This is a genomic window from Polynucleobacter nymphae (assembly GCF_018882155.1).
Classification (GTDB): Bacteria; Pseudomonadota; Gammaproteobacteria; order Burkholderiales; family Burkholderiaceae; genus Polynucleobacter; species Polynucleobacter nymphae.
Window position 1 is genome coordinate 308,719 of sequence record NZ_JACVPA010000001.1, and the last position, 13,331, is coordinate 322,049.

16 protein-coding genes are annotated in these 13,331 nt (G+C 45.1%); 4 read left to right on the plus strand and 12 right to left on the minus strand.

Annotated features, from left to right (window positions below; all coding sequences use genetic code 11):
* The 3 genes from gloA to ICN29_RS01610 are packed head-to-tail and all read left to right on the plus strand — an operon-like array spanning position 1 to position 1,822.
* Positions 1 to 387 (plus strand): lactoylglutathione lyase, encoded by a 387-nt coding sequence (gloA, locus tag ICN29_RS01600; protein WP_216129068.1) that lies wholly within the window; start codon positions 1 to 3, stop codon positions 385 to 387.
* Positions 387 to 1,562: a GNAT family N-acetyltransferase gene (locus tag ICN29_RS01605; protein WP_216129069.1), complete on the plus strand. Its 1,176-nt coding sequence runs from the start codon at positions 387 to 389 to the stop codon at positions 1,560 to 1,562. The genes gloA and ICN29_RS01605 overlap by 1 nt, the downstream gene beginning before the upstream one ends.
* On the plus strand, positions 1,559 to 1,822 hold the full coding sequence (locus tag ICN29_RS01610; protein ID WP_216129071.1) for a DUF1289 domain-containing protein: 264 nt from the start codon (positions 1,559 to 1,561) through the stop codon (positions 1,820 to 1,822). Before ICN29_RS01605 ends, ICN29_RS01610 begins: the two co-directional genes overlap by 4 nt.
* A gap of 13 nt (positions 1,823 to 1,835) precedes the next feature.
* Here the strand turns inward: ICN29_RS01610 and ICN29_RS01615 are convergent, their stop codons facing one another.
* Together ICN29_RS01615 and ICN29_RS01620 are read right to left on the minus strand one after the other, a co-directional pair.
* On the minus strand, positions 1,836 to 3,443 hold the full coding sequence (locus ICN29_RS01615; RefSeq protein WP_216129073.1) for an ABC-F family ATPase: 1,608 nt from the start codon (positions 3,441 to 3,443) through the stop codon (positions 1,836 to 1,838).
* Between the two features lie 98 nt (positions 3,444 to 3,541).
* On the minus strand, positions 3,542 to 4,252 hold the full coding sequence (locus ICN29_RS01620) for a queuosine precursor transporter (RefSeq protein WP_216129075.1): 711 nt from the start codon (positions 4,250 to 4,252) through the stop codon (positions 3,542 to 3,544).
* Positions 4,253 to 4,343: 91 nt separating this feature from the next.
* Here ICN29_RS01620 and ICN29_RS01625 point away from each other — a divergent pair, with 91 nt between their 5' ends.
* Positions 4,344 to 5,522, plus strand: a complete 1,179-nt coding sequence (locus tag ICN29_RS01625) for an acyl-CoA dehydrogenase (RefSeq protein ID WP_216129077.1) — start codon at positions 4,344 to 4,346, stop codon at positions 5,520 to 5,522.
* On the opposite strand, the gene mnmH is transcribed toward ICN29_RS01625, so the two are convergent.
* The 10 genes from mnmH to soxX all read right to left on the minus strand — a co-directional run bounded on the left by mnmH (position 5,519) and on the right by soxX (position 13,319).
* On the minus strand, positions 5,519 to 6,589 hold the full coding sequence (mnmH, locus tag ICN29_RS01630; RefSeq protein ID WP_216129079.1) for a tRNA 2-selenouridine(34) synthase MnmH: 1,071 nt from the start codon (positions 6,587 to 6,589) through the stop codon (positions 5,519 to 5,521). The two genes, ICN29_RS01625 and mnmH, sit on opposite strands and share 4 nt — an antisense overlap.
* A 31-nt stretch (positions 6,590 to 6,620) precedes the next feature.
* Positions 6,621 to 6,965 (minus strand): protein tyrosine phosphatase family protein, encoded by a 345-nt coding sequence (locus ICN29_RS01635; RefSeq protein ID WP_216129081.1) that lies wholly within the window; start codon positions 6,963 to 6,965, stop codon positions 6,621 to 6,623.
* 55 nt (positions 6,966 to 7,020) lie between these two features.
* On the minus strand, positions 7,021 to 7,464 hold the full coding sequence (locus ICN29_RS01640) for a YeeE/YedE family protein (RefSeq protein ID WP_216129083.1): 444 nt from the start codon (positions 7,462 to 7,464) through the stop codon (positions 7,021 to 7,023).
* A gap of 1 nt (position 7,465) precedes the next feature.
* Positions 7,466 to 7,903 (minus strand): YeeE/YedE family protein, encoded by a 438-nt coding sequence (locus ICN29_RS01645; RefSeq protein ID WP_216129085.1) that lies wholly within the window; start codon positions 7,901 to 7,903, stop codon positions 7,466 to 7,468.
* Positions 7,904 to 7,927: 24 nt separating this feature from the next.
* Positions 7,928 to 9,049 carry a YeeE/YedE family protein gene (locus ICN29_RS01650; RefSeq protein WP_216129087.1) on the minus strand — a complete coding sequence of 374 codons (1,122 nt, stop codon included), beginning with the start codon at positions 9,047 to 9,049 and terminating at the stop codon, positions 7,928 to 7,930.
* Between the two features lie 21 nt (positions 9,050 to 9,070).
* Positions 9,071 to 9,388, minus strand: coding sequence for a c-type cytochrome (locus tag ICN29_RS01655; RefSeq protein WP_255538017.1), 318 nt, complete (start codon positions 9,386 to 9,388; stop codon positions 9,071 to 9,073).
* A gap of 58 nt (positions 9,389 to 9,446) precedes the next feature.
* Positions 9,447 to 10,394: an MBL fold metallo-hydrolase gene (locus ICN29_RS01660; RefSeq protein ID WP_216129089.1), complete on the minus strand. Its 948-nt coding sequence runs from the start codon at positions 10,392 to 10,394 to the stop codon at positions 9,447 to 9,449.
* Positions 10,395 to 10,420: 26 nt separating this feature from the next.
* A complete protein-coding gene (locus ICN29_RS01665) occupies positions 10,421 to 10,858 on the minus strand; it encodes a DsrE family protein (RefSeq protein ID WP_216129091.1) in 438 nt (145 codons plus the stop codon).
* Positions 10,859 to 10,881: 23 nt separating this feature from the next.
* Positions 10,882 to 12,612 (minus strand): thiosulfohydrolase SoxB, encoded by a 1,731-nt coding sequence (gene soxB, locus ICN29_RS01670; RefSeq protein ID WP_216129093.1) that lies wholly within the window; start codon positions 12,610 to 12,612, stop codon positions 10,882 to 10,884.
* Between the two features lie 68 nt (positions 12,613 to 12,680).
* A complete protein-coding gene (gene soxX, locus ICN29_RS01675; protein WP_216129095.1) occupies positions 12,681 to 13,319 on the minus strand; it encodes a sulfur oxidation c-type cytochrome SoxX in 639 nt (212 codons plus the stop codon).
* Positions 13,320 to 13,331 lie beyond the last annotated feature (12 nt).

Sequence of the window (13,331 nt, forward strand, 5' to 3'; positions counted from 1 at the left end):
ATGATGATGCTTCACACTATGCTGCGCGTCGGCGATTTGAATCGCTCGATTGATTTTTACACCAAAGTTCTGGGGATGAATTTACTTCGTACTACCGAACGCCCTGATCAGAAATACTCCCTAGCCTTTGTTGCCTTTGGTAAAGGCAATGCAGATGGCCAATCTGAAATTGAGCTCACCTATAACCATGGTGTTTCTTCATATGACTTAGGCACGGCTTATGGGCATATTGCAATTGGCGTGCCAGATGCTTATGCTGCTTGCGAGAAGATTAAAGCAGCCGGTGGCAATGTCACTCGCCAGGCTGGTCCTGTAGCTGGTGGTGACACCATCATTGCCTTTGTAACCGATCCAGATGGTTACAAGATAGAACTTATTCAGCGTTAATGGCAAAAAGCGCTGAGCAATATCAGCTAGAAATTATTGACAGCCTTGCTGAAATACCCGCATCCGAGTGGAATACACTTTTACCGGAAGATGCGGGGCCTTTTCTAAATCATGCATTCTTATCTGCACTTGAAGAAACTGGATGTGTGGGGGGTAATACTGGCTGGCAGGTTGCCCATCTTGCTTTAAAAGACCAAGACACATTAGTCGGGGCCCTACCCCTCTATTTGAAACAACATTCTTATGGTGAATTTGTCTTTGATTGGTCATGGGCACAAGCTTATGAACAACAGGGCATGAACTACTACCCAAAAGCACTTTGCGCCATCCCCTTTACACCCGTTCAAGGCGCTCGCATCTTATGCGCTCCCGGTAAAAATATAAAAGATATTCATACTAGCTTAATTACAGGACTCAAATCCTTATTAGCAGCTAATGAGCTCTCTTCTGCGCATATCCTTTTTCCATTAGCCTCTGAGGTGCAGGCATTTAAGGATCAAGGATTTATGCTGCGTGACTCTGTGCAGTTTCACTGGCACAACCAAGCCTTCCAAAGTTTTCAGCATTTTTTATCTGCCCTCACCATGAAGCGGCGCAAGAATATTCGGCGTGAACGAGAACAGGTATCTAGAGAGCAGATTACTTTTAGGCATGTTCCTGGGAAATTATCTACTGACCAAGACTGGGAATTCTTTTACCGCTGCTATCAAAATACGTATGCTGAACATCTGTCTAGCCCCTACTTAAATGAAGCGTTTTTTAAGTTATGGGCGCAGCGCATGCCAGACAATTTGCACCTCATCATTGCCCAGCGCGATCAAGCACCCATTGCCGCTTCACTCCTAGTGGTTGATAAAGACTCCTCCAAAGCCTATGGGAGATACTGGGGTGCGATAGAGCATGTGCCTTGCCTACACTTTGAAACAGCGTATTACCAAGCGATTGAATACTGTATTGAGCAAGGTATTCAAACTTTTGAGGGTGGCGCCCAAGGTGAGCACAAAATGGCACGGGGGTTTTTGCCAACGACGATTCAATCAGCCCATTACATCGTAGACCCACAGTTTGCGAAGGCTGTTAAACACTTTTTGGAACGTGAGCATGCAGGAATTGGCGCTTACGTAGATGAGCTTGGCGAGCATAGCCCACTGAAATCGACTAAAGTACAGCCATGAATTCCGAAAGCAATAAACCCCCTACTCAAGACGGCTCATATTCACTCTCTACGGGAGATGATGAATCTGACTCTCCTTGCATAGGGGTCTGCACCACTCTTTACGATGAGATTTGCCAAGGCTGTGGCCGCACATTGAGCGAGGTCAGTAATTGGGTATTTCTTTCTGATGAAGAGAAGGCCTCGGTCTGGAAGCGTGTTCGTGAAGACGGCACTGCGATGCGCTTTCAGAGACAGCTAAAAGAAAATAAGTCTGCGTAGTTAGTCTGCGTCGTTATCCAGCTAGTGCTTGGCTTCGTAAATACTCTTCGTAAGTACCAGAGTAATCAACAACCGTACCATCCATCTTCACTTCTAAGATGCGATTGGCTAGCGCAGATACAAATTCACGGTCATGAGATACAAATAACAGGGTGCCATCGAATTTCTCTAAGGCAATCTGTAAACTTTCAATGGACTCCATGTCCATGTGATTGGTAGGCTCGTCCATTGCCAGAACATTGTATTTTTGGAGCATGAGTTTGCCCCAAATCATTCTGCCCTTTTCGCCGCCAGATAGAACTTTGACAGATTTTCCAATGTCATCACCAGAAAACAATAAGCGTCCCAAGGTACCGCGAATGGATTGATCGTCATCACCAGTATTGCGCCACCAATTCATCCAATCCATGAGCAATTCATCTTTAGCGAACATCTCAGTGTTGTCTTGAGGCATGACACCAACCTTCGCATTCTCAGCCCACTTCACATCACCGCTATCAACAGCAATACCGTCAAAACGTTTACTCAGAATAGAATTTAGTAGCGTTGTTTTACCAGCGCCATTCTGACCAATGATGGCAATTTTTTCACCAGCACGAACACCAAGCTTAAAGTTTTTAAAGATGGTGCGATCAAATGTTTTAGTCAGGCCATTGCACTCTACTGCCATGTTGTGTAGTTTTTTCTCAGTCTCAAAACGAATGAATGGGTTTTGACGTGAAGAAGGCTTTACTTCAACAATCTCAATTTTTTCCAACTGACGCTGGCGTGAAGTTGCTTGGCGTGCTTTAGAGGCATTGGCAGAGAATCGAGCCACGAAAGCCTGTAATTCCGCAATTTTTTCTTTGGCTTTAACGTTAGAACTCAGTTGCTGTGTGCGTGCCTGCACAGAAGCAAGCATGTAGGAATCATAATTTCCTGGATAAACCTTGAGAGTACCAAAGTCCATATCAGCCATGTGCGTACAGACTTCATTCAGAAAGTGGCGATCATGTGAAATGATGACGATGGTGCTCTTAATATCATTGAGAATATCTTCAAGCCAATGAATCGAGTGAATATCTAAGTTATTGGTTGGCTCATCAAGAAGCAGTACGTCTGGATCAGAGAACAATGCTTGCGCAAGTAATACGCGCAATTTCCAACCGGGTGCTACGTTACTCATCGGACCATTGTGTTGCTCAATTGGAATGCCGATACCTAATAACAGCTCACCTGCTTTTGCTTCAGCGGTATAGCCACCGTACTCGGCATACTTACCTTCAAGTTCAGCTGCCTTCATGTAATCTTCATCGGTCGCATCTGGATTTTCGTAAATAGCATCGCGCTCAGCGGCTGCCTTCCACATTTCTTCGTGGCCCATCATCACCACATCGAGCACGCGCACATCTTCATAAGCGAACTGGTCTTGGCGCAATTTACCCAAGCGAACACCAGGATCTAAGCTAACGTTGCCGCTAGTAGGCTCCAGTTCTCCGCCAAGAATCTTCATGAAGGTAGATTTACCGCAACCGTTTGCACCGATCAGGCCATAACGATTGCCTCCGCCAAACTTCACGGAAATGTTTTCAAACAGGGGTTTTGCCCCAAACTGCATAGTGATATTAGATGCGGACAACACGGATGGTTTCTAGCTTTCTGAAATTCAATTCAACAGATACCCTCAGATTTCGGGGCAAAGACCGTTATTTTAACGGGTTCAGGATGCAAAAGTCTAATTTAGACTTTGACCTTAAATGGGGTGAAATTCGTATGGGTGTCGTAATAGTCCTCATTTTCTTTACGCTTTAGAAAATTCACGACAAAATAGGTCAAGGGTGTGGCTAGGGCCTCCCAAGAAGTTTTCAGGACATATTGGGCTAGCGCCACTTGCAAGATCTCATGGGTGGGCCAGATGCCATAGAAGGCGAGCATATAGAACAAAGAGGAGTCCACCAGCTCCCCTGCCGCTGTAGAGCCAATGGTGCGCATCCAGAGATAACGCCCTTTAGTCCAGATTTTCATCTTAGCTAGCGCATAGCTGTTGGTAAAACTACCGCACCAAAAAGAAAACATAGAAGCTAAGGCAATACGCCAGGAGTTTCCAAACACCGTTTCTAGGCCCTGTTGATAGTTCGCCATGTAAGCCCCAGGAGCAACAGGAAGCGCAATCACAATCTGAGCCATCACCGCCGCAAATGCTAAGGCAGCAAAGCCAGCCCAAACTGCGCGGCGATCATAGGCATAGCCATATACCTCAGTAAAGATATCCCCAAAGAAATAGGCAATGGGGAAAAACAGAATTCCTGCACCAAAGGTCACTTCACCAAAGTGAGGAAGATCAATCACGGCCGCTTTCCCTGCCCCAATAAAGTTCGAGCAGAGCAAGACCACCACAAAGGCCGCTAAAAGCAGGTCGTAATAGCGATGATGTCGTCTAGGTGAGTCCATAAGCCTGGAAAAATGGATAATAGAAACAAGAATATCCGCATTCCTGAAAATTCGCAGGAAGCTGTGACATTAACAATAGGATGATTAAGTAATGAGTAAAGCTAGCTTTAATTGGATAGACCCCCTCCTTCTCGACACACAATTGACTGAAGAGGAGCGCATGATCCGCGATGCCGCGGCTGAATATGCTCAAGGCCGCCTTATGCCCCGCATTCATGATGCCTTTCGCAACGAAACAAGTGATCCGGCAATCTTTCGCGAAATGGGAGAGCTTGGTCTGCTAGGCATCACCATTCCAGAACAATATGGTGGCGCTAATTTAAATTATGTCTCTTATGGCTTAATTGCTCGAGAAATCGAGCGTGTAGATTCTGGTTACCGCTCGATGATGAGCGTGCAGTCATCCCTAGTGATGGTTCCAATTTATGAATTTGGTAGCGAAGCCCAAAAACAAAAATACCTTCCTAAATTAGCTACGGGCGAATGGATTGGTTGCTTTGGCTTAACTGAACCCAACTACGGTTCTGATGCTGGTGGCATGATTACCCGTGCCAAGAAAGTACCTGGAGGATTTTCGTTAACCGGTTCCAAGATGTGGATCTCGAACTCCCCTATTGCTGATGTATTCGTAGTATGGGCAAAAAACGATGAAGGCCTGATTCGTGGCTATATTTTGGAAAAGGGTATGAAGGGCTTAAGCGCCCCTAAGATTAGCGGCAAGATGGGTTTACGTGCCTCCATCACTGGTGAGATCGTGATGGATGAAGTCTTTGTTCCTACTGAAAATGAATTTCCAGAAGTCACCGGACTAAAGGGTCCGTTTACCTGCTTGAACTCTGCACGCTATGGCATCTCCTGGGGCGCTCTTGGCGCTGCTGAATGGTGTTGGCATGCAGCCCGTCAATACACCATGGATCGCAAACAGTTTGATAAGCCTTTGGCTGCCAATCAGTTAATTCAGAAAAAATTAGCGGATATGCAAACTGAGATCACACTCGCTCTGCAAGGATGCTTACGCTTAGGTCGAATGAAGGATGAAGGCATTGCTGCTCCAGAAATTACTTCGATCATGAAACGGAACTCCTGCGGTAAGTCTCTAGATATTGCCCGCATGGCGCGCGATATGCATGGTGGTAACGGTATCTCTGATGAATACGGCGTTATACGTCACATGCTTAATCTTGAGGTTGTCAATACCTATGAAGGCACTCACGATATCCATGCCCTGATTTTGGGTCGTGCACAGACGGGTATTCAGGCTTTTAGCTAAGCGAGCTTTGCCGCGATGGCCTTTGCAGCTTTTGCGAAGGCCTCATCGCTATCATTTTCGAGCGGCACAAAATTCTCAATCTGGTATTGGGGAAAATTCCTGACGATTGATGATTGGTAGGACGGGTCATAGTGTTTCACTAATAGCTCTTCAACCAACTCCGGAAAGTTGCCAGCATCAATCGCCTCATTCCATTTAGCTATCTGAACTTTGCCATAGTGAGCAGTAAGCAAGGCTAACTTGTCTTTGAAGTTATCTGTTCCCGTGAGAAAGTGATGGTATTCACGAATCAACCAAGATACCCGTGTTTGCGTGCTTGATCTCAATTCGACACAAGCCCCATTCCGAATCTGTTCCATCAATGCATCCGGTATATGTAGCCCCCCAACCTTCTTGCTTTCCGACTCCACAAAGACAGGCTTTGACGGATCTAATTTACGCAGTGCGTTCCAGAGCGCAGTTTCAAAACCTTTTTGGGATGGTTGATCAATATTGGGCTCGTTTCCTAAAACGGAGCCTCGATGAACCGCTAAGCCCTCTAAATCTAAAATCTGCACGCCTAGTGAGCCAATCTCTTGCAGCACTCTAGTCTTACCGCTGCCGGTCATGCCGCAGATTACCTGGAATGTGAACGCTTTTGCATCTGCCTCAAGACCATCAATTACCGTCCGTCTGAAGCCTTGATAACCACCCTCTAGTTGCATGGCTTTCCAACCTATGCGATTGAGAACATGAGTAAAGGCGCCACTGCGCTCGCCACCACGCCAGCAATAAATCAGTGGACGCCATTCACGCGGCAATTCCAACAGATGATTTTCAATATGCTCTGCGATATTTTTCGATACCAAAGCAGCGCCTAATTTCTTGGCGGCAAATGGAGAAACCTGCTTATAGAGAGTGCCAATTTGGGCGCGCTCATCATTATTAAGAACCGGAAAATTAACAGCTCCAGGAATATGATCCAAAGCAAATTCTGCTGGCGATCTCACATCAATCAAAAGGTCAAAGCTGTCCAACTCAGAAAGAAATTGATCTAACTTTAAGATGTGCGGGTTACTTGGTTGCATACCTTGTGTTAGTTAAGCTAACTGGTAACAGTTAACTGACTTGCAAGGCAAGATGGTACAAGTTTGTAGAGCGAGCACCAGAGCGGCAAAATGCCAAGATAGGGCCGGGCATCGTTTTTAGAAGACGGGCCATTTCTTGAACTTCCGCTGGCGTAAATGCACCTGGAATCACTGGTAGATAAGCGTAATTGAGGCCAAGCTTTTCAGCTTCTGCCGCAATAGATGCATTACTTGGCTGATCAGGGCCCTCTTCACCATCAGGACGATTATTAATCACGCTTTTATAGCCCTGCTTAGCAATTTCAGCTAAGTGACTTGGGTCAATTTGACCAAGCGTACCAAATTGAGTGTTATGGCAAGTAATAGGAAGACTCATGAAACCCTCTACATTCAATAAATATGTAATAGGGTCAATTCTAAATCAGGCTTGCTCAGAGGCTAGGTTTGCCTCTATAGCCAGCAAAGAAACGCTCGCAGATCTCCATACCGGCGAGCATGGCAGCCACAAAAACAAAGGCCTTGAGATGGCCTGCCCCAAGAGCAACTAAGGCTGGGCCAGGACAAAAACCGGCAATCCCCCAGCCAGCCCCAAAGATCAGACTACCGATCAGTAAGGGCTTAGTAATGTCGCGCCTAGTCGGAATATGGAGAGCTCCACCAAAAAAGGTCTTACTTCTCTTGCTGACAACATAAAAACCAGCAAGGCCAACCAGTACTGCTCCTAACATGACAAATATCAAAGATGGGTCCCAATTCCCAGATAGATCTAAGAATCCCAAAATCTTTTGCGGATTACTCATACCGGAAATGATTAAGCCCCATCCAAACAATACGCCAATTGCATACTGACTAAAAAGGCCAAAATGTTTTTTCATCTTAGCCTGCAATCAAGTGACGGATCATGAAGGCCATGACAAAACCAGCACTCATGAAAGCGAGTGTGGCTACCAATGAGCGCGGTGATAAACGAGACAAGCCACAAATACCATGGCCACTAGTGCAGCCTGAACCATATTGAGCACCAAAGCCAACCAAAAGACCAGCAATCACAATGGCGAGCCAACTAGAGTCAATCTCAACGATTGGAATCATACCGAAAAATAATGCCGCTAAAAATGGGGCTGAGATTAAACCCAGAACTAAACTCAGGCGCCAAGCCGACTCGGTCATCTTGGGATGTAATAACCCAGCAACAATTCCACTGATGCCCAAAATTCTGCCGTGCAAGAAAACATAGAGGGCTGCGGCTAGGCCGAGAATCATTCCACCGAGCAAGGATGGAATCGGTGTGAAGGAAAGCCAGTCAATTTGCATTAATGCAATCCAATTGATTGATGATTAATTACAAGGGTTTGGGGCAAGACGGAATTGCAAGTACCTCATCCCTAAATAAGCTCCAAAAATAAATCCCGGCAAGGCCAGCAATGATCCAAGAGCTAGTGTGGAGATACCGCTTAAACCTTGCCCTACTGTACAGCCTAGTGCAGTCACACCACCAAAACCCATCAAAGCTGCACCAAACAGATGATTTACAGTGTCTTCTGTATTGCGGAAAGATTCCCAGCGGAATGTTTTGGTGAATAAGGCAACTACAGCGGAACCCAGGATCATTCCGATTACTGCAACAATACCTACAGTTAATACTTTAGAGGTATCGCTGTACATCATGAGCCAATCTAAGGAGTAAGCGTAGGGAGCTACAAAAGAAAGACCTTCCATTCGACCAGAGTTAGTCACTAAGAATACTTCTTCCAAGGTATTAGGGTCCTCTGCCACATAACCCAGATTACCTGATACCCACCATACAGCACAAATTGCTAAGCCAACCCCAATACCTGCGATGAGGTTCTCGGCAGTCCAAAACGCTTTACTAACTAAGGCGTAAGTAATAAATGCAAAACCAATGATCAGACCTAAAGCAAGATGCAGATTAGCGCGAGCCATGCCCAGAGGGCCGCTAAGAAGGCTGGGTAAGTCTTGCGGGGTACTAAATGCAATAAAGAAGGTATCGAGTGTATTGATACGGATCACACCTAGAAAGCCACGCATTGTCATATACGCAGTTAAACCTAAAACCATGAAAACAATAATCGACTTTAAGTTACCGCCCCCAATACGTACCAAAGTTTTGCTGCCACATCCTGAAGCCAAGACCATACCAAAACCAAATAACACACTCCCGACAATACTCGAGAGCCATAGAAATTTATTGCCGGTGTAAAAGCTTTTCAGTGGATCTATCAGGCCAAAATAAGACATTAAAGTAAAGCCCATAATGGCGATGCCAATCGCTAGGAACCACTGCTTTAAACGACCCCAGCTAGACATGATGAATACATCGGAAACTGCACCCATAGTACAAAAGCCCGTTTTTTGCATGACGGCGCCAAGTACAAAAGTAATAGCAAGCGTAGCCCAGAGAACTGACCTACTTAAAGAATTAATATCAACAACATCCATAGCGGCTATATTTTTAAAAAATTAAGGTTTGAATTTATAAAACTGCTGATTCAGATAAGCAACTACATCTGCTTCATCCTCAGGAAATAGGTCCAAGCGAAGTTCGGTATTGCACATGCCAACCGTCTTCTTTAAATTGGCTACAGATTTCACTTTGCTATCGCTGCGCGTATAGATCATGTCGCCATTGCCAAAGCCAGACTTCTTTGCATGGCAGGCGTAACATTTCTGCTGATCGATAGCCTTACCATTTGCTAGATCAGGAGCAGCCATCACTGGCGCAGCAATCAGCACACTTATGGCAATTACAGAAATCAATCGGAGAAAAATCATTTTCATTACAAATCAAGGATTTAGCATTAATCCATCATTTTAAGGCCCAATGCCTAAAATTGCCCTATTCGGCCTGAATTGACAGATAGACGTTGTAAGCATTCATACGGTTGGCCGCCTTAAATAAAGGCATTCCCTCGTATTCAGACCAGTCTGCCTGCTTGTAAGCCTCATCAAAAGGGTCAAGGTTAATAGCCGCTTTAGACATCGATTCCCGCAGATATTTGAGGTAATTTCTGGTGAAAGCAATGTCTTCTACAGGCTTAACGGAATAATTACCGTGACCAGGAATCACAATATTGGGATTGAGTTTTTCAATCTCATCTAATCCAATGAGCCAGCCTTTGCTATCTGCATTACCAACAAAAGGAATACGCCCCCGAAATACCAGATCTCCAGCAAAAAGAACTTTTTTGGATGGCACATAAACCATTAAATCCTCCGGAGCATGTGCAGGACCCACTCTGCTAATCAAGAAATCCACCCCGCCAATAGAAAGCTTCAATTTTTGATCAATCCAAACATCTGCTGAAATAAGCCTAGTATTGGCGTTCACCCAAGGCGCGAAATCCATTTGTGAGGTGGTCAAGCGCTGCTTGGCGGTTTCTGAAGAAAGATAGTTTCTGCCTTCGCCTTGAGCATAAATCTTAGCGCCAATCTTTTGAAATTCTTGTAAACCATAAATGTGATCAGCATGATAGTGACTGATAATTACAGCGACGACTTTTTGATTGGTGACCTTTTTAATTTCAGCTAGCAACTTTTGCGCAAGAATGGGTGAGCCCAATGCATCTATAACAACTACACCCCCTGGAGTCACTACAAAGCCTGAATTTGAAATAAAGTTTTGATTGGTACTACTCCCCATTTCTGCAAAACCTTGCACGAAATAAGTATGGGGGGCAACCTGAACGGGCTTTAATTGAATGGTATCGACAGCTTTAGCGCTCTGCCCACAGGCGCTCCCAAAAAAGATAAAGGATCCTATCAGGATCCCTATCAAATTCTTCATAAAACAAGTTTTCATTAGCCCACTAATTATGGTTTGATGTACGCAAAGCCGTCTTTATATTGCAGGTCAGCTACACGCACTACGCCAGATGGTGTGAAATCTGCATCCAAGATGAATTGATCTTTCTTGAGATTGCGATTTTTTAACGTAATCTCACAAACCTCAAACTTCACGCCGCGCGACTTGAGGGCGCCTACTAATGGGGCGTACTCCACATTATTCTTTTTATCCTTCGCACCCTCCATGAGCATGTCTACTCCATTGGCATGGGTTACAACAATGATAGTGGTCTGAGGTGATACATCTAAGTGATTGCGAATATTGCGTAAGCCCTTTAAGCCTTGGGTTTCAGCATCATCAATGTGATAAACCACTTTTGTCGGTCCTGACGATTGGGCGCTGGCAACCGATCCAAAGCCAATGGCAAGAATTGCTGCAAAAATAAGCTGAATTGGTTTTTTCATTGTTAGAGTCTTCATGAATTCAATTAAATTGGGGCCATGCCGGGATTATTGGCGACGCCCTTAATGATTGGCTCATTAAGCTTAACGGCTTTGACAACCTTAACATCCCTTAAATGCCTCTCCATGACATCCCAAATCGCTTCACCGCCGGCATTCTTCGCCTCTTCGCTCACTGGCGCCCACCCTGCTACCTTATAGGTTTTACTTGCATCGATCGCCTTACCATTTAAGCGCATATCGGTAATCCGTTTGCCAGCAGTCTGCACTGGATCAATCGTATATTGCATACCACCTACACGCACCATGTCGCCGCCCTGCTGGTAATACGGGTCAGGATTAAATAAATTATCTGCAACGTCTTCCAGAATGGTTTTAATCGTCTCGCCAGTCATGTTCGTGACGGTGGTGTATGGATACGTAATCGCTGTCTGATCTAAGAGATTTTCACGGGTGATCGCTTGTCCTGGCAGAAGACTCGTACCCCAGCGGAAGCCTGGTGAAAAAGCAATCTCAGCATTCTTCTGTGACATCAGGCCATCAAGGATGAGTTGATCAAAGCTACCATTGAAATTACCACGGCGATACAGAAGGCCTTCAGTAGTGGCCAATTTTTCATTGAGCTTGGCTTCATAAGGAGCCCTGATTTTTGTAATCAATTTGCTCATCGATGGATCAGCAGGAATCATATTTGAGAAGATTGGGAAAAGCTTGTAGCGGAAATCAACCGGCTTGCCACCCTTCACATCAAAATCTAATACACCCAAGAACTTGCTATTGGACCCTGCATTAGTAACCAGCGTTATCCCACCAGCATTTTTCACCTTCACCGGAATCGGTACGCCATCGTGTGTATGACCACCCAAGATTGCATCTAAGCCTCTTACTCGTGATGCCATCTTCAAATCCACATCCATGCCATTGTGAGAGAGGAGAACAACTACCTTAGCCCCTTTTGCTCTCACCTCATCAATGGTCTTTTGCATATTCTCTTCCTGAATACCAAAGGTCCAGTCGGGAGTGAAGTAACGAGGGTTTGCTATCGGCGTATAGGGGAAGGCTTGGCCAATGATGGCTACCTGAATGCCATTTTGAACTTTCATGACATAAGGATTAAATACCGTGTCACCAAAGTCTGCTGTCTTAATATTTTGCGCAATGAAAGAGACCTTACCCTTGAAATCGCCATTCACAATTTCCATGACGCGCTTCTCGCCTAGAGTCATCTCCCAGTGAGCAGTCATCACATCAACACCGAGAGCAAGAGCAGCATCAACCATATCTTGGCCATTAGTCCATAGTGCTGTTGCAGAGCCTTGCCAAGTATCACCACCGTCAAGTAAGAGCGCTCCTGGGCGATTGGTCTTCATCTGTTTAATCAGGGTGGCCATGTGAGCGAAGCCACCCATCTTGCCGTAGTTCTGCGCCGCTGCAACATAGTCTAAGTAGGTAAATGCATGCGCATCACGAGTCCCGGCAGCAATGCCATTGGCTTTTAAAAAGTATTGGCCGACTAAGTGCGGAGTTTTTCCCTCTTGCGTACCAATTCCAAGATTAACATTTGGCTCGCGAAAGTAAATTGGCAATAACTGAGCATGACAGTCTGTGTAATGCAAGAAATGCACATTACCAAACTTTGGCAAATCATAGAATTTTTGTGCAGTAGATTGAGCACTCGCAAAGTTGGACTGCAAACTCATTCCACCTGCCGATGCAATAGCTAAGGCTTGCAGAAAATCACGGCGACTTAAAGACATATCTACCCTTTTATGAAAACAGGCCTCTCGGCCTGTTCTTTATCTTTTATTCTATTTTGCTACTTTACTTACTGATTCACCGGAGAGGCAGGATCAAGCAATAAAGCCATCACATCCTGAATCTGCTGTTCATTTAAGAGTTTGAAGTGGGCGAAACGCGGCATATTGCTGCAAGCGTTATAAGCCTTGGAGTTATTAATGCGATTCCAAGTATAAGTAACTACTTCATGTGAATTACCACGCATTTTTCCGTAACCAGTCAATGATGGCCCAATATTTCCATAGGAAATTTCCTTAGGGTCAATTTGGTGACAGTTATAGCAACCGCCGCCAACAACAGTGTCAGCCTTATCGGTCCAAGTGGCACCACGACCACTTTGGGCAACTGCCTCACCCTTCTTCCAGTCGCCTATATATTTACCATCAGATGGTTGCTTAATGCTATCCATGTTAATTTTTTGGATCCTCGCGCGCATCTTTTCACCCTGCTTGCTGGTAGAAAAGATAGGATCAGAGCAAAATTTTTGAGTTGCGTCCTGATCAATGCGGTCTAGTCCTGCAATACCGTCAGCTTTAAAACCATCTTTGATCATCTTGTTGAACTTAGGGTCATTTGCTTGTTGAGCAATTGCAGATCCCTGCATTGCAATTGCTACCAAAGCAAAGCTACCAATCGCTAAGAGGGATTTAATGTTCTTCATATTCATATTCTCTGTCTC